Consider the following 21,552-nt stretch of genomic DNA (forward strand, 5'->3'; position numbering starts at 1 on the left):
ACGGGCCGGGCCGGCCGCGCCGCCATCCGGCCCGGTCCGTCAAGGCGCTCATGGAGCGGGCCCGGGAGGTCGTTCGCGGCAAGGTGGGGAGCGGCGGGGCGGGTGACGCGGCGGGCGGCCGGGCGTCAGAGGATCACGTGCGGCAGGAAGCGCGCGTACCCGTCCGTCACCAGGCCCTCCGACTCGCGTATGCCCAGGCCCGCCGGCTCGTCCTCCACGACCCACGCCCCGAGCACCACATGGTTGCCGTCGAAGGACGGCAGTGGCGCCAGCTCCTGGTAGCAGCAGCGCTCGTCGCGGGGGGCCGGGGTGTCGGTGCCGGGCGGGTGGATCGTCACGCCCGCTCCCTCGCGGCCGAGCAGCGGCTTGGCGACGTAGCCCGTCGTGCGGGACAGCTCCCTCGGGCCGTCCAGGTAGGCGGGCAGCAGGTTCGGGTGGCCGGGGTACAGCTCCCACAACACCGCCAGCAGCGCCTTGTTGGACAGGAGCATCTTCCAGGCCGGCTCTATCCACAGGGTGGAGCCCGTGCCGCCGCCGTTGTCGAGGGTGTCCAGCGCGTGCGGGCCGAAGCGGTCGGTGGCCAGCCACTCCCAGGGGTAGAGCTTGAAGCAGGCGCGGACGAAGCCGTAGCGCTCGTCGACGAAGCGGCCGGATATCCGGTCCCAGCCGATGTTCTCCATGGAGATCGCGCGGGTGTCGAGGCCGGCCTGGGCGGCGGTCTCGCGGAGGTAGGCGACCGTCATCAGGTCTTCACCGAGCTCGTCGCCGGCGGAGTGGGCGAAGTGGACGGGCGCGCCGGGCGGGAGCAGGGGCGCCTGGCGGCGCCAGGCGGCGACGAGGCGTTCGTGGAGGGAGTTCCACTGGTCGGCCTGGGGAGTGTCGGCGAAGCGCTCCTCCATCCAGAACCACTGGGGGCTCGCCGCCTCCACCAGGGAGGTGGGGGTGTCGGCGTTGTACTCCAGCAGCTTGGCGGGGCCGTCGCCGTCGTAGCGGAGGTCGAAGCGGCCGTACAGAGACGGTAGTTCGGCTCGGCGGTGCCAGGATTCGGCGACCAGCCCCGCGAGCCGGGCGTCGGTGATGCCCAGGTCCTCGAAGCGTTCCCGCTCCACGATGTGCGCGGCGGCGGCCAGGCACATGGCGTGCAGCTCCTCGACCGTCTCCTCCAGGGCCTCGATCTCGGGCAGGGTGAAGGAGTAGTACGCGCTCTCGTCCCAGTACGGGCGCAGTTCGCCGTCCGGGTGGCGGGTGAGCGGGTAGATCAGGCCCTGTTCCTCGACGGTCTCCTGCCAGCCGGGGCGCGGGGTGGTGCGGTGACGGCGCACGGCGGTCACCCGCCTCCGGAGCCGGAGGACGAGCAGCCGAAGCCGCCGCGGTCTACGGCCTGGCTCTTGCTGAACGTGCCGCTGTCGGCGTAACCGCCGGACTTCCGGTTGGCGCCGTAGTACCAGCGGGCCGACGACGAGCCCGAGGACGAGCCCGATGATCCCGTCGAGCCCGAGGACCCGGACGACGACGTGCTCTTGCACGCCTTGGAGTCCAGCACGCGGTAACCGCGCGCCACGTCGTAGCTGTTCGGGTCGACGCAGCGCTTGTCGGGCTCGGAGCCGCAAGAGGTGAGGGCGGTGGCGAGCACGCCCATGCCGCCCAGGATGACCGTGCTGGACCGGAATCTACGTCGTGAGCTGTTCTGTCCCATTCTTCTTCCCCCGTCGTACAGCCGTGCGTCCGACTGATCGCTCCACGATAGACCCGGGCACCGACAACGGCCCCTGGCAGCCTTACGCGGCCGGCGGCAGTGCCCTGAGCAGCGCCTCCAGGACGCCGGGGAATGCGTGGTCGGCCGGGGTCCCGTAGGCGACGATCACCCCGTCGGGGCTGCCGGGCGGGAGGGCCGGCGCGGCGGGGTGGCGGTAGCGGCTCAGCCCTTCCAGGGCCAGACCTTGCCAGTGCGCGGCCTGCAGGGTGGACTGCTCGGTTCCGGGCGGGAGTTCGAGGACGACGTGGAGTCCGGCGGCGATGCCGGTCACCCGGATGTGCGGGGCGTGTTCGGCCAGCGCGGCGACGAGCCGGTCGCGGCGCCGCCGGTAGCGCAGCCGCATCGACCGGACGTGGCGGTCGTACGCGCCCGAGGTGATGAACTCGGCGAGCGTGAGCTGTTCGAGGATGCCCGTGCTCCACTCCCCCGTCTCCTTGGCCCGCGCCACCTCGGCGGCCAGGTGTCCGGGAAGCACCATCCAGGACAGCCGCAGGGCGGGCGCGAGGGACTTGCTGGCGGTCCCGCAGTAGACGACGTGTTCCGGGGCGAGCCCCTGGAGCGCGCCGACCCGGCGCCCGTCGTAGCGGAACTCGCCATCGTAGTCGTCCTCGACGACCAGTCCGCCGGTCCGCCCGGCCCAGTCGACGACGGCGGCCCTGCGGTCCGGGTGGAGGGGCACGCCGGTGGGGAACTGGTGGGCGGGGGTGAGCAGCACGGCGCCGAGGCCGCGGTGCCGGTCGAGCGCGGCGACGTCGGCGCCCCGGCCGTCGACCGGCAGCGGCACCTGCCGCAGCCCGGCGCGGGTGAACGCGTCGTGGTGCATCCAGAAGCCGTACGTCTCGACCGCCGCCGTACGGGCGCCGCGCCGCCGCCGCAGGACGCCGCCGAGGAGGGCCAGGCCCTGCATGAACCCCGAGCAGACGACGATCCGTTCGGGGTCGGCCCGTACGCCGCGGGCCCGGGCCAGGTAGCCGGCGAGGGCGGTCCGCAGTTCGACGCGCCCGTGGCCGTCGCCGTATCCGAACGCCTCGTTGGGGGCGGCGGCCAGCGCGCGGCGGGTCGCCGCGGCCCAGGCGGTGCGGGGGAAGGAGGAGACGTCCGCCGTTCCGGTGCGCAGGTCGTGCGGAGGGCGCGCGGCCGGGCGGGCGGGCCGGGGGGCGGTGGCCCGCCCGGAGGCGGCGGCCCGTACCGTCGCCGCCTGGGCCACTCGGGTCCCCGAGCCCTGCCGGGCGGTGAGCCAGCCCTCGGCCACGAGCTGCCCGTACGCGTCGGCGACGGTGTTCCGGGCCAGGCCGAGGTCGCCGGCCAGGGAGCGGGAGGACGGCAGCCGGGTGCCGGGAGCGAGCCGGCCGGAGCGTACGGCGTCCCGCAGCGCCCTGATCAGCGCGGCGCGCACGCCGCCGGGGCCGGAGAGGTCGAGGTGCAGATCGGCTCCCGCGACCGTACCGTCCCCGGCGGAATTGGCCCACGTTTTCTCCATGGGAATGGACCATACGCGTGGGCTGCCCCGGTCGTAGTGTCGAGACCATGACGGAGACCACGAAGAACACCGGCACCCACCAGCACGGCCCCCGGATGGAGTACGCGCGGGTCGCCCCCGACGTCTACAAGGCGATGTACGCCCTGGAGCGGGCCGCCGTGAACGGCCTGGACCACTCTCTCGTCGAACTGGTCAAGATCCGCGCCTCGCAGCTCAACCACTGCGCGTTCTGCATCGACATGCACACCAAGGACGCCCGCAAGGCCGGCGAGGCCGAGGACCGCATCTACCTGCTCAGCGCCTGGCAGGAGGCGGCCGGCTACTACACGGAGAAGGAACAGGCGGCCCTGGCCCTCACCGAGGCCGTCACCGTGCTCACCGACGGCTTCGTGCCGGACGAGGTCTGGGAGCGGGCCGCGGGCGTCTTCGAGGAGCGCGAACTGGCCCAGCTCCTCGCCGTGATCACCACGATCAACGCCTGGAACCGGTTCGCCGTCTCCACCCGCGCCGTCCCCGGCGCCTACCAGGCCCGCTAGTGACGGCCGCGGCGTTCCGCGCCCTGCACCACGGGCGGCCCGCCGGGGGCCCGCTGGTCCTGGCGGGCCCCTGGGACGCGGGCAGCGCCCGCGCCTTCGCCGACGCCGGCTTCCCCGCGCTGGCCACGCCCAGCGCGGCGGTGGCCGCCTCGCTCGGCCTGGCGGACGGTGACGTTCCGGCGGCGGAGATGTTCGCGGCGGTCGCCCGCGTCGTCCGCGCGGTCGACGTACCCGTCTCCGCCGACCTGGAGGACGGCTACGGGCTCCCGCCCCGGGAACTGGTCGAACGCGCCCTGGCGACGGGCGTGGTGGGCTGCAACCTGGAGGACACCGACCGGCGTACCGGCCGGCTCCGGAACCCGCGCGAGCAGGCCGAACGGCTGGCCGCCGTCCGCGCGGAGGCCGGCGACGCCCTGTTCCTCAACGCCCGGATCGACAGCTTCCTGCACGGCGCGTCCGACGAGGACGCCCGGGAGCGGGCCCGGCTGTACGCGATGGCGGGCGCGGACTGCGTGTACCCGATCACGGCACCCGAGGAGGCCCTCGCCGGGATCGCGGAGGCGTCGGGCATCCCGGTCAACGCCTTGGCCGCGCCGGACGATTCGGCCGTCCGGCGGCTGGGGGCGCTGGGCGCCGGGCGGATCACGTTCGGCAAGGGGATGTACGTGCGCGCGATGGCGGCGGCCGGGGAGATGGCGGCCGGACTGCGCTCGGCGTAGGGCTCTTCCGGACCGTCGGCGTTGGCCCTTTCCGGACCGCCGGAGGCCGGGCTGCGCTCGGCGTAGGGCTCTTCCGGACCGTCGGCGTAGGCCCTTTCCGGACCGCCGGAGGCCGGCCGGACACGGGGCCGGCCGGCCTGGGCCCCTCGGGATATGCCCGGAACGGACGCCCGCCCGGGCCGGGTCGTGCGTTGAACAGGGCCGCTATCGCCTTCCGCCCGGGTCCGGACACTTCCTCGTACCGCGGATCCCTCCCCGGCCGATCACGCCGGAACCCGTCGAACGGAGGCCGTGGTTACGGTAGCCCGATGATGCTGGTACCAGAGGTATTCGCCACGCTCACGACCGATCGCGAGGGCGACGCCGGCCGCGCCTGGCTCGCCCGGCTGCCCGGGATCGTCGAGGACCTGCTCGGGCGGTGGCGCTGCCACCGGGACGGGTCCGTGGTGCACGGCCAGGTCGGCGTCGTCGTGCCCGTCCGGCGGCAGGACGGTACGCCCGCCGTGCTGAAGGTGTCGTTCCCGCACCCCGGCAACGTCCACGAGCCCGACGCGTTCGCCGTCTGGGGCGGACGCGGCGCCGTCCGCCTCCTCGAACGGGACGACGCGCGCTTCGCGATGCTGCTGGAACGGGCGGACGGCGGTTCGCTCGCGGACCTCCCCGACGCCGACGAGGCCATGGCGGAGGCCGGCCGGCTCGCCCGCCGCCTGGCGGTCCCCGCGCCACCCGGCCTGCCCCGGCTGCGCGACCGCGCCGGGGCGTGGGAAGGGGAACTACCGGCGTGCGACCGGCGGTTGGGGCAGCCGATACCCGGCGACGTGCTCGGCGCGGCGCTCGCCACCGTCCGCGAGCTGGTCCCCGACCAGCCCGACACGCTCGTCCACGGCGATCTGCACGCCGCCAACGTGCTGCGCGCCGAGCGGGAGCCGTGGCTCGCCATCGACCCCAAGGGCTTCGTGGGCGATCCGGCCTACGACGCGTTCACCCTGCTGCGGAGCCACGCGGCCGACCTGCTCACCGCCCCCGACCTGGGCGCGGCACTGCTCCGCCGCCTCGACGTGTTCGCCGAGGCGGCGGAGCTGGACCGCGAACGGACGGTCCGCTGGGCGCAATTGCGCTGCGTCCGCGCCGCGCTGTGGGGGCGCGACAACGGGGACCCGGAGTGGCTAGTGGGGATGTACGACCACGTCGCCGGGCTGCTCACCCGCTGACCGTCACAGCCACTTCTTCCAGACGTCCGGGTGCGCCTTCACCCACTTCGCCGCCGCCTTGTCGGCCGGCAGCTTGTCCTCGGCCATCAGCTGGGCGACCTCGTTCTGGTCCCGCTTCGTCCAGCGGAAGTTCTTCAGGAAGCGGGCCGCGTCGCCGCCCTTGCGGGCGAAGTCGGCGTTGAGGAACTTCTTCAGCGGCGTGGTCGGGTAGGCGCAGTCGACGGAGTCGGGGTCCGTCTCGCCCTTCGTCCCGCAGGCGTCCGAGTACGGCGGAAGCTTGACCTCCACCATCGGCACCTCGTTGAACAGCCACTGCGGCTCGTACCAGTACGTCAGGAACGGCTTGCGGTCCTTGGCGAACTGCTTGATCTGGGTGATCTGCGCCGCCTCGGAGCCGGCGAAGACGACCTGGTAGTCGAGCTTGAGGTTGTTCACCAGCGCCTTGTCGTGGGTGACGTAGGACGGCGAGCCGTCGAGGAGCTGGCCCTTGCCGCGGCTTTCCGGGGTCTTGAGCTGCGCCGCGTACTTGTTCAGGTTCCGCCAGTCGGTGATGTCGGGGTGGGCGTCGGCGAAGTACTTGGGGACCCACCAGCCGATGTGGCCGGTGACCCCGAGGTCGCCGCCGTCGGCGACGGTCTTCTTGTCGGCGACGTACCGCTTCTCCTGCTCGGGGTGGCCCCAGTCCTCCATGATGGCGTCCACCCGGCCCTGGCTGAGCGCGTCCCAGGCGGGGACCTCGTCGACCTGGACGGTGTCGACGCGGTAGCCGAGCTCGTGCTCCAGCAGGTACTGGGCGACGGCCGTGTTGGCGCGGGCGCCGACCCAGGACTGGACGGAGAGCGTCACGGACTTCGTACCGGCCGCGTTGGCGTACGGCGAGCCCTGCTTGGTCATGTCGGCCGCCCCGCAGCCGGTCAGGGCGAGCGTGCCGAGCGTGCCGAGGGCCGCCGCACCGGCGATCCACTTACCGCGCATCGCGCGCTCCCTTCGTCGGCTGGGTGACCCGGTCGAGCATCAGGCCCAGGCAGGCGATCGAGGCGCCGGCGACGAGGCCGGTGGCGAGGTCGCCGCGGGCGAGGCCGAAGACCACCTCGTAGCCGAGGCCGCCGCCGCCCACCAGGGCGCCGATGATGACGACGGACAGGACGAGGACCACGGCCTGGTTGACGGCGAGCAGCAGCTCGTTGCGGGCCAGCGGGAACTGGACCTGGAGCAGTTGCTGCCGGCCGGTCGCGCCCATGGACGTCGACGACTCCATGGCCCGCGGGTCGGCCTGCCGCAGCCCCTCGCCCGCGATGCGGATGACGGCGGGCAGCGCGTAGACGACGGCCGCTGCGGCGGCGGGCGCCCGGCCCACGCCGAACAGGGCGACCACCGGGATGAGGTAGACGAACTGCGGCATGGTCTGGAACACGTCCAGCACCGGCCGCAGCAGCCGCTCGGTGCGCCGGCTGCGGGCGACCGCGACGGCGACCGCGAAGCCGAGGACGAGCGTCACGGCGACGGCGGCGAGCACCTGCGAGAGGGTGTCCATGGCGCTGTCCCAGCGGCCGAGCACGCCGATCGCGGAGAGCGACAGGACGGCCGTCAGGGTGGTGCGCCAGGTGCCGATGGCCCAGGCCAGGGCGGCGACCAGCAGGACGGCGCCCCACCAGGGCAGCGCCTGGAGGCCGTCGCGCAGCGGGTCGAGGACCCAGCCGGTGTAGTGGGCCGCCCAGTCGGCGGTGCCGCCGATGCCCGGGATCCCGGAGTAGAGGTGGTCGACCATCCAGTCCTTCGCCCGGTTGACGGGCTCGGTGATCGCGACGGTCCAGCCGCGCGGCCAGTCGTGCGAGCGGGTCAGGGCGAAGCCGGCGACGGTGACCGCGGCGAGCGTCCAGCCGACCGCGGGGTGGCCCCGGCGGACGGGGGTGCCGTCGGAGCCTCCCGACGTGGTGCGGTCGAGGACGATCGCCAGCAGCACGATCGGGATGCCGGCGGCCAGCGCGGCGCCCACGTCGACGGTGGACAGCGCCTGGTAGACGCGGTCGCCGAGGCCGTCCGCGCCGATGACGGAGGCGATGACGGCCATCGACAGCGCCATCATGATCGTCTGGTTGAGGCCCAGCAGGAGCTGCTTGCGGGCCATCGGCAGGCGTGCCGTGACCAGCCGCTGCCAGCCGGTGGCGCCGAGCGACTCCACGGCCTCCATGATGCCGGGGTCGGTGGAGCGCAGGCCGAGCGCGGTGAGCCGGGCCATCGGCGGCGCCGCGTAGACGACGGTCGCGAGGACGGCCGGGGCCACGCCGATGCCGAAGACGAGGACGACGGGCAGCAGGTAGGCGAAGGCGGGCAGCGCCTGCATGGTGTCCAGGACGGGCCGCAGCACGCGGAACGTCCGGTCGGACAGCCCGGCCGCGAGGCCGAGGAGCGCGCCGACGACGACGGACGCGGCGACGGCGACGGCCATCAGCGCGAGCGTCCGCATCGTCGGCACCCACATGTCGAGCAGGCCGCAGACGGCGAACGAGGCCACGGCCGTCACGGCGGCCCGTACGCCCGCCGCGCGCCAGGCCACCAGCGCGGCGCCGGCCGTCACACCGGCCCACCCGAGGGCGAGCAGCACGACGTAGACGGCGTGCACGGCGCCGATGATGACGTTGCTGATGTGGCCGAAGAAGTACAGGAACAGCCAGTGGCTGTCACGGTTGTCCACGATCCAGTCGCCGGCCGAGCGCAGCGGCCCGTCCAGCGAGACGGACAGCGCGTCCGGCCAGCCGCCGCTCCCCCACGCCGCGTGGGCGAAGGGGGCGAGGACCAGCCCGGCCATGGCCAGGGCCAGGACCTTGCGGGCGGCCGGTCGGCGGAGGAGCGTCCGGAGCCGCGCGGTGTCCGGGGCGGTGGCCAGGGTGGGGGTGGTGCTGGTGGTGCTCATGCGGCCGCTTTCTCCAGGCGTCCGCCGTGCTGTGGGCCGTCCAGCCCCGCGACGACGTTCAGGAGGCACTTGAAGTCGACGATCCCGACGCAGCGGTCTCCGTCCAGGACGCGGGCGGGCTTGCCGTCGCGGGCGACGACGTCGATGGCCTCGGCCACGGTCGTCCCGGCCGTCACGGTGGGCCCGGTGTCCCCGCGCGCCTCGCCGAGGGTGGCGGGGCGCATGGCACGCCGGACGGTGATGACCTGCTCGCGGGGGACGTCCTGGACGAAGTCGCGGACGTAGTCGTCGGCCGGGGAACCGACGATCTCCTCGGGGGTGCCACACTGCACGACCCGGCCCCCGCGCATCAGCGCGATGCGGTCGCCGATGCGGAGCGCCTCGGAGAGGTCGTGGGTGATGAAGACCATCGTCCGGCCCTCGTCGCGGTGCAGGCGGACGACCTCCTCCTGCATGTCGCGGCGGATCAGCGGGTCGAGGGCGCTGAACGGCTCGTCGAACAGCAGGACTTCGGGGTCGGCGGCGAGGGCGCGGGCCAGGCCGACGCGCTGCTGCTGGCCGCCGGAGAGCTGGCTGGGGCGCCGGGCCTCCATGCCCGCCAGGCCGACCTTGTCGACCATCTCGGCGGCGCGGGCGCGGCGTTCGGCCTTGGCCATGCCCTGGATCTCCAGGCCGTACGCGACGTTGTCGAGCACGGTGCGGTGCGGCAGCAGGCCGAAGTGCTGGAAGACCATGGCGGCGCGGTGCCGGCGCAGTTCGCGGAGGGCGTTCTTGTCCATGGAGCGGACGTCCTCGCCGTCGATGGCGATGCTGCCGCTGGTGGGCTCGATGAGGCGGGTGAGACACCGGACGAGGGTGGACTTGCCGGAGCCGGAGAGGCCCATCACGACGAAGACCTCACCCGGCCGGACGTCGAACGACACGTCCCGGACGGCGACGGTGCAGCCGGCCTTCTCGCGCAGCTCCTCGGGGGTGAGCTCGGCCAGGTCGCTGCCCGGGACGCGCTCGGGGCGGTTGCCGAAGACCTTCCACAGGTTGCGGACGGAGAAGACGGGGGCGGCGGTGCCGCCGGGTTCGGTGGTGCGGTCGGCCTCGCGGGCCCGGTCGGGCTCGGGGGCGCGATCGGCGGCGGTGACCGGGGCGGTGGCGGCGGGCTTCTCGGCCGCCGCCGGGCGGCCGGGCCCGGTGGCGGGCTTCGCGGTGGCGGTGGTGGCGGCGGTGGTCCGCGAGGACTCCGCGTCGGGCGTCCGGTTGACGGTGTCGGTTCCGCTCACTGGCCGTCACCCCTCTCGGTCGGGCCCGATACAAGCAGTTCCGCGCACTTCTCCCCCACCATCAGCACGCCGATCATCGGGTTGACCGCCGTCATGGTCGGGAAGACCGACGCGTCGGCGATGCGCACCCCCTCCAGACCACGCACCCGCAACTCCGGGTCGACGACGGCCTGTTCGTCCGTCACGGCCCCCATCTTGCAGGTGCCCGCCGGGTGGTAGACGGTGTGGGCGACCTTGCGCGCGTACTCGCTGAGCTCCTCGTCGGAGGTGGTCTCCGGGCCCGGGCAGACCTCGCGCTTGAGCCAGCCGGCCAGCGGCTCGGTCTTCGCTATCTCGCGGGCGAGGCGGATGCCGTCGACGAGCGTGCGCGCGTCGTAGTCCTCCTCGTCGGTGAAGTACCGGAAGTCCAAGGCGGGCTTGACCTCGGGGTCGGCGCTGGTGAGGTAGAGGCGGCCGCGGCTGCGGGGCTTGGGGATGTTGGGGGTCATCGACACGCCGTGCGCGGGCTTCTCGTAGCCCAGGCGCTCGGGGTTGTCGGTGAACGGGATCTGGTAGAAGTGGAACATCAGGTCCGGCCCGGTGGCGTCCGGGTCGCGGCGCACGAACAGGCCCGCGTCGGAGTCCATCGCCGAGTTCTCGGGGATCGGTCCGTTCGTCTCCCAGACGATCACCGACTCGGGGTGGTCGAGCAGGTTCTCGCCGACGCCCGGCAGGTCGTGGACCACGGGGATGCCCAGCGCCTCCAGGTCGGCCTTGGGGCCGATACCGGAGTGCATCAGCAGCCGGGGGGTGTCGACCGCGCCGGCGCAGAGGATCACCTCGCGGCCGGCCTCGACCAGCAGCTCCCGCCCGTCCTTGGTACGGGCGCGGACGCCGGTCGCGCGGGTGCCGTCCAGCTCCAGCTTGTGCACCCAGGTCTCCAGCAGGATGCGGAGGTTGGGGCGGTCGCCGGCCTCGATGTGCGGGTGGAGGTAGGCCACGGAAGCGGAGGAGCGCTTGTTGTTCTCGGGGTGGTACGCGAGGTCGAAGAAGCCGACACCCTCGTGGAACGGCTTCTTGTTGAAGCCCTCGACGCGCGGCACGCCGGCCGCCGTCTGGGCGGCCTCGACGAAGTCGCGGGCGATGGCGTTCCGGTCCTTCTCGTCGACCGGGACGATGTTGTTCCGCAGCCGCTCGAAGTACGGGTCCATGGACGCCCAGTCCCAGCCCTCGGCGCCGGCGGCGGCCCACTCGTCCCAGTCGCCGGGCAGCGGCTTGAAGGAGATCAGGGTGTTGTGCGAGGAGCATCCGCCGAGGACGCGGGCGCGGCTGTGGCGGATGTGCGAGTTGCCGCGCGGCTGCTCGACGGTCGGGTAGTCGTAGTCGAGGTCACCGCCGAGCAGGCCGAGCCAGCGGCGCAGGGTGAGGACGTCGGGGCGGTCGATGTCCGTGGGGCCGCCCTCGATGACGACGACGCTGGTGTCGGGGTTCTCGACAAGGCGGGACGCGATGACCGAACCGGCGGTTCCGCCGCCGACGACTACGTAGTCGGCCGTGATCTTCTCAACTGCGGGGGGCATGCGGTGACGCTCCTCAGGTGTGGAGTGGTCGCGGAAGGTACTGCGCTTCCGCCTCACGGCCGGTGGTGGCACGTGAGCGGGTAGCGGGCTTGGGGGTGGGGGGCTTGCGGTGAGGGCTTGCGATGGGTACGTCCGGGGGTGCCGGGGTGCCGGTCTCCGACTGCCCGGTTCCGGCCGGGGTGCCGGGTCGACGGCGAGGCCGGTTACGTCCGGCGCGCCGGGCGGGGGGTGGGCCGCGACGGCGCGCCGGCATCCGAGGAAGGGCCCGGGCCGCCGGGGTCAGCCGGCGAACCAGCGCACGGGCGCGGGAGCGAGGTTCTGGTAGATGTGCTTGGCCTCGCGGTACTCCGCGAGCCCGGAGGGTCCGAGCTCCCGGCCGATGCCGGACTTCCCGAACCCGCCCCACTCCGCCTGGGGCAGGTAGGGGTGGTAGTCGTTGATCCACACCGTGCCGTGCCGCAGCCGTCCGGCGACGCGGCGGGCGCGGCCGGCGTCCCGGGTCCACACGGCGCCGGCGAGCCCGTATTCGGTGTCGTTGGCGAGCGCGACGGCTTCGTCCTCGGTGCGGAAGGTCTCGACGGTGAGGATGGGGCCGAAGGTCTCCTCCCGGACGACCTTCATGCCGCGCGTGCAGCGGTCGAGGACGGTCGGCTCGTAGAAGTAACCCGTGGCGGGGCGGATCTCGCTGGGCTCGGGGCGGGCGCCGCCGCAGCGCAGCACCGCGCCCTCGGCGAGCGCGGAGGCCACGTACGCCTCTGTCTTCTCCAACTGGGCGGCGGAGACCAGCGGTCCGCACTCCACGCCGGGCTCGGTGCCGCGGCCGAGCCGGATGCGCTCGGCGCGGCGGGCGAGTTCGGCGACGAAGCGTTCGCGGACGGACGCCTCGATGATCAGCCGGGAGCCGGCCGAGCAGACCTGGCCGCTGTGGATGAAGGCGGCGTTGAGGGCCTGGTCGACGGCGGTGTCGAAGCCCTCGTCGGTGGCGCAGGCGTCGGCGAAGACGACGTTGGGGTTCTTGCCGCCGAGTTCGAGCGCGACCTTCTTCACCGTGGGGGCGGCGGCGCGCATCACGCGGGTGCCGCTGGCCAGGCCGCCGGTGAAGGAGACCAGGTCGACGTCGGGGTGCTCGGACAGCCGGGCGCCGACGGGGTCGCCCGCGCCGGTGACGATGTTGGCGGCGCCGGCGGGCAGGCCGGCCTCCACGAGGAGGCGGATCAGGTGCACGGTCGACAGCGGCGTGACCTCGCTCGGCTTGATCACGAAGGTGTTGCCCGCGGCGAGCGCCGGGGCGATCTTCCAACTGGCTTGGAGCAGCGGGTAGTTCCACGGCGTGATGAGCGCGCAGACGCCGACCGGCTCGTGCACGACGACGCTGTGCACGTCGGGGCTGCCGGCGTCGACGACCCGGCCGCCGCTCTCGTTCACGACGAGGTCGGCGAAGTAGCGGAAGGCGTTGGTGACGTCGTCGACGTCGACCCGGCCTTCCTCCAGCGTCTTGCCGGTGTCGCGGCTCTCGGTGAGGGCGATCTCCTCGCGGTCCCGCTGGAGCAGGTCCGCGACGCGGCGCAGCAGCGCGGCGCGCTCGGCGACGGGCGTCCGCGGCCAGGGGCCGTGGTCGAACGCGGCCCGGGCCGCGGCCACGGCCGCGTCCGTGTCCTCGGTACCGCCCTCGGCCACCACGGCGAGGACCTTGGCGTCGGCCGGGTCGAGCACCTCCCGCTGAGCGCCGGAGGCGGCGGCGCGCCACCTGCCGTTCACGTGGATCGTCTCGACTGACGACATGTTCTTCCTCTGCTTCCGGTCTCCGTGCGGTCCCGCCGACGACCGCCTCAGCACAGAGCTCGGCCGTCAACGGGGCGCGCCTAACCGAAAGCGGGGCGCTCATGCCTCCTTTTGCTCAGAGAGTGACCCAAGTCACCTGAATCACGTCTGTAATCACGTATAGCGACGCTCTCCTTACGCGGACGGCCCAGGACGCGGGACGGCTCAGAAGTCAGGGCGGCTCAAAAATCGGGCCGGACGGCCAGCCGGGCGAGCGCGTCCGGCGCCGGACCCCGGGCGAACTCCCAGCCGGGAAGCCCGCCCCAGGCTATGGACGTCCTCAAATACTCCACGAGCGTGATCCCCGCGCGCCCGGCCACCCCGTACACCTCCGGATCGGCGCTGGGGTCGGGGAGGGCGACGTCATGGGTACCGCCGCTGACGTTGGCCTTGTGGAGCTCGTCGGGCGCGAGGGAGAAGAGGAACTCCTCCTCCGCGTCGCCGTTCGCGTAGTCCGGATCCTCGGTGTATGCCTCCCACTCGTACGCGAGGTGCTCGACGCCCGCGATGTCCAGCGGATCCGGGTACTCGACGCCGGGCGGGCCCGTCCGGGGCGGCGGGCCGTGGTGATAGTGCAGCCCGAGCACCGGGCAGTCGCCGAGGAAGGACACGTCGCCGACGGTCAGGAAGCTCGCCTTGAGCGCGGCGGGCAGCACGCCGACGGCCTCTTCCATGGCGCGCACGGCGGCCGGAGTGCCCTCGGTGGGCGGCCGGTGCGGCGCCATCCCCTCCGAGGCTTGGACGAACCCCAGCTCGGGCAGCGCCTCCGCGAGCCGGACGACGTGCCGCGCCACCCGTTCCATGGTGGCCGTGGCCACCGCCTCCACATCCTCCCGGAGCGCCCCGGGCACCGGACCGAGCCGGCGCAACTCGTTCCAGACCTGCTCGTGTTCACCCTGCGCGTACCGCGTGAAGTAGGACGTCATGACAGCACGTTAGAACCCGCCACTGACATCGCCACCGCGCGTAAGGGACCGCGGGTACCACCCGATCCCCCGCACCGGCGAACATGACCCCGTGAACACAGCGAAGAGACCCGTCGTCCGCACCGCCCTCCTGCCCGCGGGAGCGGCCCTGCTGACGCTCGCTCTGACCGCCTGCGGAGGCGGAGGAGGAAGCGGGAGCCACGCCCCCGGCAAGGACAAGGGCAAGGAGAGCCACGCGGCCGAGGGCGGGGACGAGGACCGCCGCGGCATGCTCGGCACCGTCCACCAGGACCGGATGCCGCCGTACGACCCGGCGCAGCCGAACCCGCGCGACCGCACGGAGGGAACGCTCACCGTCCGGCACGGCGAGCGCTTCACGATCGAGATGCGGCAGAGCGCGTCCGCGCGCCTGGACTGGAGCCTGTCCGCCCCGGGACCCGACCGGAACGTCGTCCGGCCCGCCGGCACCAGCAGCTACCAGACCGCCCGCGAACGGGAGGCGGCCGGTTCGAGCTACGCCCTGTACTTCACGTTCGTGGCCGGGAACCCCGGCACCACGCGCATCAACCTCACCAACCGGTGCGGCAGCGACCGCGAGGCCGGCTGTTACTCCCCGGAGCTGGCCCGGTCGGTCACGTACCCGGTGACCGTACGGTAGCGGCCCTGGCCGGGTGAGCGGCGCCACCGAGGACACCAACCGCCGTATGCTCCGGGCGCGAAACGCCATGGACCGCGCCTACGCGCGCCCGCTGGACATCACGGCCCTGGCCCTCGGAGGCCCACTTCATCCGCGTCTTCCGCACCACGTCCGGCGAGACGCCGCACCGCCACCTCCAGCGCCGGCGCGTCGAACACGCGATGTCCCTGCTACGCGACACGAACCGCAGCGTGCCCGACATCTGCTTCGAGGTCGGCTTCGGCAGCCCGGGCACCTTCAGCCGCACATTCCGCGACATCGTCGGCCGCTCGCCGCGCGCGTACCGCAAGGAGGCGGTCGCGGCGGGCGTGCCGACGAGCTTCGCGATGGCCTGGACGCGCCCGAGCGACTGAACGCGGCTCGCGTACGGCCTCTCGGCCCTGACTTCTCCCCCGGACCACCGCCCCGCCGGCCCGACCGCTCCCGCGCCGAGCGACGTCCACGCGACGGTGCCACCCGTGCGGTCTCGCCCCGCGAATTCAGGCAAGGGCGGCGACCAGCAGACCGAAGGCGGCGAGGATGACTGCGACGCGGACGTAGTGGAGGCGGTCCCAGCGGTTCATCGCCGGAAAAGCACGTCGGCCGACCCGGCCGGGCACCCGCCCGGGCCGTGGGTCCGTCAGGCGACCGTTCCGCCCGCATTGCGGATCAGCCGCTGGAGCACCTTCACCGTGGTGACGTAGTCCGCCTCGTCGATGCCCTCGTGGAGGGCGGCGCGGATCGCCGGCGCGTTGCGCGCGAGGTCGACGCGGGCCTGTTCGCCGTCCTCGGTGAGCCACAGCCGGCCCTCGGCGTCCCGGGTCAGCCAGCCGCGCTCCAGGAGCACCTCGGCCTCCGCCGCCAGATCGTCCTCGGGCCGAATGTAGGAGGCCATGGCCTTCCTCAGCTCGGGCAGCGTCATCCCCTCGCCGTCGGGCGAGATGTCGTTCACGGACAGATTGCGCAGCAGCCAGAACTGGGGCTGGGTGTACCCCTTTTCGGCCTGCCGGGCCCGGGTGTACGCGATGAGCGCCTCGTAGGCGACACCGGTCCAGTACGCGGCGGGCTGCCCGACCAGATCGGCGTCGGGGCTCTGGTGGGTCGTCATGGTGTCACTCCTTGCGCTTCGTGCGGAACCTGCGCGCTGAGGCAGGTCACACAAGGACCGTAGAACCTCAAGTTTGGTTGAGGACAAGTGGTTGATCTTCTCGACGTCGGCGCGAAGACGAGGATTCCGGCCCCGGGTTCCGAGCCGATCGGGCTCATGAACGAACGATCTCGGCACAGCTCATGGGGGGGGGATCCGACGGACGGACCCGGCCCCCGAACGCCTCCGCGTCCCACGTCCGACCAACGGTCATCCGCAAACGCGCCCCGATGACCTGGGTGGCGGCAAGGCGTACTCGTCGTGCCGAATCGCCGCCGTCCGGGGCGTCGGCGCGTCGGCAGCGCGGGCGGGCGGCCTCGTGATCCGGCGAAAGGGGCCGGCCGAGCGGCTTCGAGCCGTACGAGCACGGGACACGGCCACAGGTCAGCGCGTTCGCGCCGGGGCGAAGGGGATCCCCGAAGACATGCCGCGGCGGCCGACCACGAGGGACTCGCCGAGGAAGCTCACGCCGATAGCGAGCTGGAGGGGCCGTGCGTACTCGTGCATGCCCATCTTCACCGCCAGGACGTTGAAGCCGGCCGAGACCGCCAGAGTGCCGAGCACGGCGACGAAGGTACGGCCGGTGTACCGCTGCCACAGGACGCCCCTTTTTTCGACCAACTGAACAGTGGCGCCTCGGAGTGCGCCGAGCGCAACGCCGAGGACGGCGCCCGTGACGATCCAGGTGATATCGGCGGCGGTCAGATCCGTCTTCTTGACGAGGGACAGGATGCCGATCCCGGTCAGGACCACCGGGGCCGCGAAGAGCTCCCGCGCGTTGACCGGTTCTCCGATCAGCCGTTTGATCACGGCCGCGATCACGACCGCCACGATGATCGCAGTGAGCAGCCAGGGGTTCACGCAGATGCCACCCATCTATATAGCGCGACTGAGCTAAATAAGTATTAGCCCAGTCGTGCTATAAAGGCAACCATGCCAAAGATCGTCGATCCTGCGGCCCGCCGCAGGGTGGTAGCCCAGGCAGTCCTGGACGTCGCCGCACGGCATGGGCTGGAGCACGCGTCGCTGCGCAACGTCGCCGATGAAGCCGGACTCGCCGTCGGCTCGGTCCGCCACTACTTCGCCAACCACGACGAGTTGATGACCTTCACGATGAGGGAGCTGGCCCAGCGCATCGGCGACCGCATCAGAACCCACGCCGACCGGCTCCTGGCCCCCGACGCTCCCGACGGCCACACCGACCGCCGGGCCGCGACACAAGAGCTCCTGGCCGAGCTCCTTCCCTTGGACGAGACCCGCCGCCGGGAGTCCGTACTCTGGCTCGCCTTCACCACCGCCGCACACACCCGCCCCCAACTGCGACCCTGCGCCGCCGAAATGCAGGCCGGCCTGCACAAGCTGATCTCGCGCGTGCTGCACGAAGCGCGGTGCGCCGGCGGGCTACCGGACGACATGGACATCGAACTCGAAAGCACGCGACTGGCCGCCCTCCTCGACGGACTCGCTTTCCAGGCAACGCTGTTGCCCGACCGCTATCCGCCGAAGCTGCTCTCGCAGGTACTGCAACGGCACTTGGACGCCCTCCGGACCGGCGGCTGATCTCCGGCCAACACGCCCCGGCTGACCGTTCAGATCCCCGGCCACCCCGAACGCCGGATCCTGCTGGGGAAGCCGGCGCTCAGGCCACGTCCGAGGAGACGGCCGAGCAGGTCCGCGAAGCGAACCTGCGGATCGCCCGCGTCTGCCGGTTTCCGGACGGCGGGACGGTCGTCGACGTGGCGGGCGGGCGGGGCGGGCTGCTGCGCGCGGTCTCGCCGAGCATCAGGACTGACCGGCGTCACGGCCTCCCCACCCGCACGGGCTTCCGGCTTCACGGCATCCTGCGGACACCTTCCCTGACCTCGGTCCTGGAAGCGACGGCGGTCTGACGGAGGTTAGGAGAGATCAGGAGAGGTCAGGAACAGATCGCCTTGTCCATGGCGGTGTCGAGCTGATCGTTCTGTTCCTTGGTCGTGATGGTGTCGTTGAGCAAAACGGCCGCCCGTCCGCCCTTGGTGGTGACGCCCGCGGCCGTCGTCCAGCCGAAGACCTGCCCGTCGTGGCCCCAGAATTCGCCATAGGGCTTCTTGGCCTTGATGATGCCGAGGCCGTACTCGATGCTGCCGCCCGTCTTCGACGTCGTCTTCATGGCGGTCAACTGGGCGGGCTTGAGCAGCTTGTTGGTGTTGATGAGAGTGTCGTAGAACTTGACCAGGTCCGGTCCGCTCGACGTCATGTTCCCCGCCGCGTCGGCCATCGAGATGTCGAACTCGGTGATGTCGATCCGCCGGCCGTCCTCCAGATTGATGTAGCCCCGGGGATGCGGCCCCGGAATCTCGTAACCGGTCGGAACCGCGGTGTCCTTCAGCCCGAGCGGCTTGATGATCCGGTCCTTGACCTCGTCGCCCCACCACCGTCCGGTGATCTTCTCGATGAGCATGCCAGCCACGATGTAGTTGGTGTTGCTGTACGACCAGTCGGTGCCCGGTTCGAAGACCGGCGGCTCGTCCAGGGACAGGTCCATCAGGTCCTGCGGCGTGAAGTGCTTGTAGCGGACCTTCTCGATGCCCATCGCGTACAGATCGTCCTCGTGCTCCGGCAGGCCGCTGCGGTGCTGGAGGAGCTGCCGGACGGTGATCTTCCGCCCGTCGTTGCCGCTCTGCCGGATCAGGCCGGGCAGGTAGTGGTCGATGTCCCGGTCGAGCTCGACCTTCCCCTCCCCCACCAACTGCAGAACGACCGTGGCCACGAACACCTTGGTCTGTGAACCGATGCGAGCGGTGGCGGGTTTCGGGAACGGCTTGCCCGTACCGATGTCCCCCACGCCGCTGTTGAGCACCCGCAACGGACCGCTCTTGTTGCCGAACACGGCCTGGGTGCCCGGCACTCCGCCCTTCGTGGTGATCGTTTCCAACGCTTCCCGGACCTCCCGGTCCGACCCACCCGGCGCCCGCGTCGCACCAGCCGCACCGGCGCCACCGGCGGCACCGGCCGGACCGGCCGCCGTCAGCGCGGTCACGGCGATGACGGCGGCGGTGAATAACGCCCGGATTCTCCCCATGTCCCGACTCCCTTCAGCACAGCCCGGCTCGCGGGCTGCCGATATCTGTGTCCACAGAACAGGATGAGGCTGGAGGGGCGTGTCCCACATCATCCGGCAGCCGGTTGTCGGCACGTGACCGCCACCGGATAATGCGGTTCGAGATCGCGCGGGGTGAGGCCCGGACGGCACCGGAGGCAGCCACCGCGCGCCCCCTTCTCAAGCCCAGCACAAGGGACACCTGCACACCACCCACTCCCCCCGCACCCGCCCCAGTTCCTGGATCGGCACCTGCTTCGTCCGCGCCTTGTCAGGGGTGACGCCGGGCTCCCGCCTGTAGACGGTCACCAGGCGGGTGCCGTCGGCGGCGACGGTGCTCCTCATGTCCGGTTCCTTCCCTCGGCCGGCCGAACCTCGGCGAGCACGCCGTCGATGTGGTCCCTGAAGGGGGCCGCTTCGGACGGCCGGAGGCGCAAGGTGGTGTCGGCGACGTGCACACCGTCCTTGCACAGCCACAACGGGACGCAGACGTTGCCGTGGGCGTCGAGGAAGGGGCGGCGGAAGGGAGTGAGTTCCACGCGCCAGTCAGGGAGCCTGCGGCCCCGCATGTTCGACTTCATGCTCGGGAGGCTAGGGACGCGGCGGAAAACCGGTCCAGCAGGTTGCGTGCGGTTGCACGATCAGCCGAGCAGGTCGATCGCCTGTGTGATCCGGGCGCGTGCGGGCGGGCCGTGGAGGGCGATCCGCGAGAGCTCCGCGAAGGCGCGGAGGTAGGTGTGGACTTCGCCCGGAGCCGTCACATTGATCTCGGCTGTCAGCGTCTCGACCGCGACTTGGCCGTCGTCGAAAGCGTAAAACGCTTCCAGGGGCCACACGGTTCGCCGCGCCTCGAACGGGATCACCCCGAGGGACACGTTCGGCTGCGCCATCACGGCGAGCATGTGCCCCAGTTGCTCGGCCAGGGCGTCGTCATCACATACGCGATAGCGGAGAACCGCCTCCTCCACCAAGAGGGCAAAACGACGACCGCCTTCGCGAACGACGCGGGAACGGTCGAGCCTCGCCTGGACTGCCTGGTCCACCTCGTCGGGTGTGCCCCTGAAGTCCGTGATGGAACGGAGTACACCCCGGGCGTACCCCGCGGTTTGCAGCATTCCGGGGACGAGGTTGGAAGCGTAGACCCGGAAGTGCCCTGTGCGCTGGTAGAGCGGTACCGTTCTTTCCTGCGTCCGCCGCAGACCGTGGCGGTGGAGGTGCTTCCACTGCGCGTACATCGACTCGGCGTTGCGGGACGCGGCAATGAGGTCGCCGGCCTGCTCCGGAGCCCCGCACGCGGCGCACCAAGCCCGGATGTCGGCATCGGACGGAAGCGTCTTCCCTCGTGCGAGGCGGGACGATTTCGACTTGTGCCAGCCGCAGCGCTCGGCCAGTTCCTGCCCGGTGAGCCCCGCGTCCCGCCGGATCTCGTCCAGACGGGCGGCAACGGACGCCCGAGCCACCTGAGCACTGGAAAGCGGAGAGCGTGACACGTGCTGGGTTCCGCTTCGATCAAACGGCGAATTTCTCGTGCGGGACCGCCCGTTCCCATACGGCTTCGAAAGCGGTCGCGCAGAGGGCCGCCACCTCCGGGGCTTCGGTCTGGTCCGTGTGCACCCACCGACCGTCACCGGCGAAGATGTTGAACTGGACCAGCCGGTCATCGAAACGCCAGAAGTCGTTCCCAGGGAGGGGGATATCGGACGCGTTGCGCCGGGGCAGCCAGCGCACGTCCTCTCCTGCCGCGATGTTGGTAAACGTGCCCGAATGCTCATAGCGGATGTATTCGCTGACCGGCTCGGAGACGATGCGGGCACGGCGCATGACCACGCCCTTGCCGGTCACTTCGTGGACCAGGTCGTGCCACGAACGCCACCAGGAGCCGCGGTCCACCGGGTCGAGGCGGTGACCTCCCTTCCAGGCCGCGATGCGCTCGGTCTCGCTCTCGACCGCATAGACATCGCGCATCTCAAGGTGCACGGCCGAGCGCTCGGCGGAGCGGAGCAGGTCTGCGAAGTTACTCAAGCTCTGCGACACCAAGCGCCTCTCGAAGAAGGGGAATCATGCGCCTCGGCACTCACACCACTGCCTCGTGGTCGGGCATGGCGACATCCCGTGTGCATGCTCGCTCCGTGGACGCGTCCACCCTAGCGCCCTGGAACAAGAGATCCCTCGTTCCGCTGTCCACCCAGACCGCGGGCGAACCGTGGTCGTCCGACTCAGGGTCCTTGCCGACGAACCGAAGTTCCACGAAAGCCTCCGACGCTCACAGGTGCAACCGGTTGCGGGAGCCTTGCCCAGTTTGGGCTCAGACGTCAACGGCGCGCGTCGGGGCGCGTACGCTCGATGCTTGACATGAGCGCCCCAGTGGGCTGCCATGCACCTTCAACCGGGCGGTTGGCAAGGGGAGTTGCGTGTAATTTCGGCCTCGTCGAACTCCGTAAACGGAGCGACCCC

General features: G+C 71.8%; 21 protein-coding genes and 2 pseudogenes. 6 read left to right on the plus strand and 17 right to left on the minus strand.

The window, feature by feature from the left end; translation table 11 throughout:
* Positions 1-125: 125 nt before the first annotated feature.
* The 3 genes from ACSNOK_RS02065 to ACSNOK_RS02075 all read right to left on the minus strand — a co-directional run bounded on the left by ACSNOK_RS02065 (position 126) and on the right by ACSNOK_RS02075 (position 3,236).
* Complete coding sequence (locus ACSNOK_RS02065) at positions 126-1,322, minus strand: glutathionylspermidine synthase family protein (RefSeq protein WP_436778780.1); 1,197 nt, start codon at positions 1,320-1,322, stop codon at positions 126-128.
* A gap of 5 nt (positions 1,323-1,327) precedes the next feature.
* Positions 1,328-1,696, minus strand: a complete 369-nt coding sequence (locus tag ACSNOK_RS02070; RefSeq protein ID WP_436778781.1) for a hypothetical protein — start codon at positions 1,694-1,696, stop codon at positions 1,328-1,330.
* A gap of 82 nt (positions 1,697-1,778) precedes the next feature.
* A complete protein-coding gene (locus ACSNOK_RS02075; protein ID WP_436778782.1) occupies positions 1,779-3,236 on the minus strand; it encodes a PLP-dependent aminotransferase family protein in 1,458 nt (485 codons plus the stop codon).
* 47 nt (positions 3,237-3,283) lie between these two features.
* Between ACSNOK_RS02075 and ACSNOK_RS02080 the strand changes: the two genes are divergently transcribed.
* The 3 genes from ACSNOK_RS02080 (at position 3,284) to ACSNOK_RS02090 (ending at position 5,702) form a co-directional block, all read left to right on the plus strand.
* On the plus strand, positions 3,284-3,772 hold the full coding sequence (locus ACSNOK_RS02080; protein WP_436778783.1) for a carboxymuconolactone decarboxylase family protein: 489 nt from the start codon (positions 3,284-3,286) through the stop codon (positions 3,770-3,772).
* On the plus strand, positions 3,772-4,491 hold the full coding sequence (locus ACSNOK_RS02085; protein WP_436778784.1) for an isocitrate lyase/PEP mutase family protein: 720 nt from the start codon (positions 3,772-3,774) through the stop codon (positions 4,489-4,491). Before ACSNOK_RS02080 ends, ACSNOK_RS02085 begins: the two co-directional genes overlap by 1 nt.
* Before the next feature lie 308 nt (positions 4,492-4,799).
* Positions 4,800-5,702 carry an aminoglycoside phosphotransferase family protein gene (locus ACSNOK_RS02090; protein ID WP_436778785.1) on the plus strand — a complete coding sequence of 301 codons (903 nt, stop codon included), beginning with the start codon at positions 4,800-4,802 and terminating at the stop codon, positions 5,700-5,702.
* A 3-nt stretch (positions 5,703-5,705) separates the two neighbouring features.
* On the opposite strand, the gene ACSNOK_RS02095 is transcribed toward ACSNOK_RS02090, so the two are convergent.
* The 6 genes from ACSNOK_RS02095 to ACSNOK_RS02120 all read right to left on the minus strand — a co-directional run bounded on the left by ACSNOK_RS02095 (position 5,706) and on the right by ACSNOK_RS02120 (position 14,196).
* Positions 5,706-6,677: an ABC transporter substrate-binding protein gene (locus tag ACSNOK_RS02095; protein WP_436778786.1), complete on the minus strand. Its 972-nt coding sequence runs from the start codon at positions 6,675-6,677 to the stop codon at positions 5,706-5,708.
* Positions 6,667-8,616: an ABC transporter permease gene (locus ACSNOK_RS02100; protein ID WP_436778787.1), complete on the minus strand. Its 1,950-nt coding sequence runs from the start codon at positions 8,614-8,616 to the stop codon at positions 6,667-6,669. Before ACSNOK_RS02100 ends, ACSNOK_RS02095 begins: the two co-directional genes overlap by 11 nt.
* Complete coding sequence (locus tag ACSNOK_RS02105) at positions 8,613-9,890, minus strand: quaternary amine ABC transporter ATP-binding protein (protein WP_436778788.1); 1,278 nt, start codon at positions 9,888-9,890, stop codon at positions 8,613-8,615. The genes ACSNOK_RS02100 and ACSNOK_RS02105 overlap by 4 nt, the downstream gene beginning before the upstream one ends.
* The gene (locus ACSNOK_RS02110; RefSeq protein ID WP_436778789.1) at positions 9,887-11,449 is read right to left on the minus strand and encodes a GMC family oxidoreductase; all 1,563 of its coding nucleotides are present in this window, start codon (positions 11,447-11,449) and stop codon (positions 9,887-9,889) included. The genes ACSNOK_RS02105 and ACSNOK_RS02110 overlap by 4 nt, the downstream gene beginning before the upstream one ends.
* A gap of 279 nt (positions 11,450-11,728) precedes the next feature.
* Positions 11,729-13,231, minus strand: a complete 1,503-nt coding sequence (locus tag ACSNOK_RS02115) for an aldehyde dehydrogenase family protein (RefSeq protein ID WP_436778790.1) — start codon at positions 13,229-13,231, stop codon at positions 11,729-11,731.
* Positions 13,232-13,452: 221 nt separating this feature from the next.
* On the minus strand, positions 13,453-14,196 hold the full coding sequence (locus ACSNOK_RS02120) for a hypothetical protein (protein ID WP_436778791.1): 744 nt from the start codon (positions 14,194-14,196) through the stop codon (positions 13,453-13,455).
* Positions 14,197-14,287: 91 nt separating this feature from the next.
* Here ACSNOK_RS02120 and ACSNOK_RS02125 point away from each other — a divergent pair, with 91 nt between their 5' ends.
* Both ACSNOK_RS02125 and ACSNOK_RS02130 read left to right on the plus strand, forming a co-directional pair.
* Positions 14,288-14,854, plus strand: a complete 567-nt coding sequence (locus ACSNOK_RS02125) for a protease inhibitor I42 family protein (protein ID WP_436778792.1) — start codon at positions 14,288-14,290, stop codon at positions 14,852-14,854.
* Positions 14,855-14,900: 46 nt separating this feature from the next.
* Positions 14,901-15,246 (plus strand): annotated as a pseudogene (locus tag ACSNOK_RS02130) (helix-turn-helix domain-containing protein).
* 126 nt (positions 15,247-15,372) lie between these two features.
* On the opposite strand, the pseudogene ACSNOK_RS02135 reads toward ACSNOK_RS02130, so the two are convergent.
* From ACSNOK_RS02135 to ACSNOK_RS02145, 3 genes and pseudogenes are all read right to left on the minus strand, one after another.
* Positions 15,373-15,456, minus strand: a pseudogene (locus ACSNOK_RS02135) (DUF1772 domain-containing protein); the annotation flags it as partial.
* A 56-nt stretch (positions 15,457-15,512) separates the two neighbouring features.
* Positions 15,513-15,980: a MarR family transcriptional regulator gene (locus tag ACSNOK_RS02140; protein ID WP_436778793.1), complete on the minus strand. Its 468-nt coding sequence runs from the start codon at positions 15,978-15,980 to the stop codon at positions 15,513-15,515.
* A 423-nt stretch (positions 15,981-16,403) separates the two neighbouring features.
* The gene (locus tag ACSNOK_RS02145; protein ID WP_436778794.1) at positions 16,404-16,895 is read right to left on the minus strand and encodes a DUF1453 domain-containing protein; all 492 of its coding nucleotides are present in this window, start codon (positions 16,893-16,895) and stop codon (positions 16,404-16,406) included.
* Positions 16,896-16,952: 57 nt separating this feature from the next.
* Here ACSNOK_RS02145 and ACSNOK_RS02150 point away from each other — a divergent pair, with 57 nt between their 5' ends.
* On the plus strand, positions 16,953-17,579 hold the full coding sequence (locus ACSNOK_RS02150) for a TetR/AcrR family transcriptional regulator (protein ID WP_436778795.1): 627 nt from the start codon (positions 16,953-16,955) through the stop codon (positions 17,577-17,579).
* A 355-nt stretch (positions 17,580-17,934) separates the two neighbouring features.
* Here ACSNOK_RS02150 and ACSNOK_RS02155 read toward each other — a convergent pair whose 3' ends face one another.
* The 5 genes from ACSNOK_RS02155 to ACSNOK_RS02175 all read right to left on the minus strand — a co-directional run bounded on the left by ACSNOK_RS02155 (position 17,935) and on the right by ACSNOK_RS02175 (position 21,132).
* The gene (locus ACSNOK_RS02155) at positions 17,935-19,080 is read right to left on the minus strand and encodes a serine hydrolase domain-containing protein (RefSeq protein WP_436778796.1); all 1,146 of its coding nucleotides are present in this window, start codon (positions 19,078-19,080) and stop codon (positions 17,935-17,937) included.
* Positions 19,081-19,278: 198 nt separating this feature from the next.
* Positions 19,279-19,443, minus strand: a complete 165-nt coding sequence (locus ACSNOK_RS02160) for a hypothetical protein (protein WP_436778797.1) — start codon at positions 19,441-19,443, stop codon at positions 19,279-19,281.
* Positions 19,440-19,679 carry a hypothetical protein gene (locus ACSNOK_RS02165; protein ID WP_436778798.1) on the minus strand — a complete coding sequence of 80 codons (240 nt, stop codon included), beginning with the start codon at positions 19,677-19,679 and terminating at the stop codon, positions 19,440-19,442. Before ACSNOK_RS02165 ends, ACSNOK_RS02160 begins: the two co-directional genes overlap by 4 nt.
* Positions 19,680-19,739: 60 nt before the next feature.
* The gene (locus ACSNOK_RS02170; protein WP_436778799.1) at positions 19,740-20,588 is read right to left on the minus strand and encodes a helix-turn-helix domain-containing protein; all 849 of its coding nucleotides are present in this window, start codon (positions 20,586-20,588) and stop codon (positions 19,740-19,742) included.
* A 19-nt stretch (positions 20,589-20,607) separates the two neighbouring features.
* Positions 20,608-21,132, minus strand: a complete 525-nt coding sequence (locus ACSNOK_RS02175; protein ID WP_436778800.1) for a DUF6879 family protein — start codon at positions 21,130-21,132, stop codon at positions 20,608-20,610.
* Between the last annotated feature and the right edge of the window lie 420 nt (positions 21,133-21,552).

The organism is Streptomyces sp. URMC 126 (assembly GCF_051386555.1).
Lineage (GTDB): Bacteria > Actinomycetota > Actinomycetes > Streptomycetales > Streptomycetaceae > Streptomyces.

Bases quoted from the DNA above. Each gene is read 5' to 3' on its own strand.
- ACSNOK_RS02070 (WP_436778781.1), bottom strand. From the start codon at position 1,696: ATGGGACAGAACAGCTCACGACGTAGATTCCGGTCCAGCACGGTCATC.
- ACSNOK_RS02075 (WP_436778782.1), bottom strand. From the start codon at position 3,236: ATGGAGAAAACGTGGGCCAATTCCGCCGGGGACGGTACGGTCGCGGGA.
- ACSNOK_RS02080 (WP_436778783.1), top strand. From the start codon at position 3,284: ATGACGGAGACCACGAAGAACACCGGCACCCACCAGCACGGCCCCCGG.
- ACSNOK_RS02090 (WP_436778785.1), top strand. From the start codon at position 4,800: ATGATGCTGGTACCAGAGGTATTCGCCACGCTCACGACCGATCGCGAG.
- ACSNOK_RS02095 (WP_436778786.1), bottom strand. From the start codon at position 6,677: ATGCGCGGTAAGTGGATCGCCGGTGCGGCGGCCCTCGGCACGCTCGGC.
- ACSNOK_RS02100 (WP_436778787.1), bottom strand. From the start codon at position 8,616: ATGAGCACCACCAGCACCACCCCCACCCTGGCCACCGCCCCGGACACC.
- ACSNOK_RS02110 (WP_436778789.1), bottom strand. From the start codon at position 11,449: ATGCCCCCCGCAGTTGAGAAGATCACGGCCGACTACGTAGTCGTCGGC.
- ACSNOK_RS02115 (WP_436778790.1), bottom strand. From the start codon at position 13,231: ATGTCGTCAGTCGAGACGATCCACGTGAACGGCAGGTGGCGCGCCGCC.
- ACSNOK_RS02120 (WP_436778791.1), bottom strand. From the start codon at position 14,196: ATGACGTCCTACTTCACGCGGTACGCGCAGGGTGAACACGAGCAGGTC.
- ACSNOK_RS02140 (WP_436778793.1), bottom strand. From the start codon at position 15,980: ATGACGACCCACCAGAGCCCCGACGCCGATCTGGTCGGGCAGCCCGCC.
- ACSNOK_RS02145 (WP_436778794.1), bottom strand. From the start codon at position 16,895: ATGGGTGGCATCTGCGTGAACCCCTGGCTGCTCACTGCGATCATCGTG.
- ACSNOK_RS02150 (WP_436778795.1), top strand. From the start codon at position 16,953: ATGCCAAAGATCGTCGATCCTGCGGCCCGCCGCAGGGTGGTAGCCCAG.
- ACSNOK_RS02155 (WP_436778796.1), bottom strand. From the start codon at position 19,080: ATGGGGAGAATCCGGGCGTTATTCACCGCCGCCGTCATCGCCGTGACC.
- ACSNOK_RS02160 (WP_436778797.1), bottom strand. From the start codon at position 19,443: ATGAGGAGCACCGTCGCCGCCGACGGCACCCGCCTGGTGACCGTCTAC.
- ACSNOK_RS02165 (WP_436778798.1), bottom strand. From the start codon at position 19,679: ATGAAGTCGAACATGCGGGGCCGCAGGCTCCCTGACTGGCGCGTGGAA.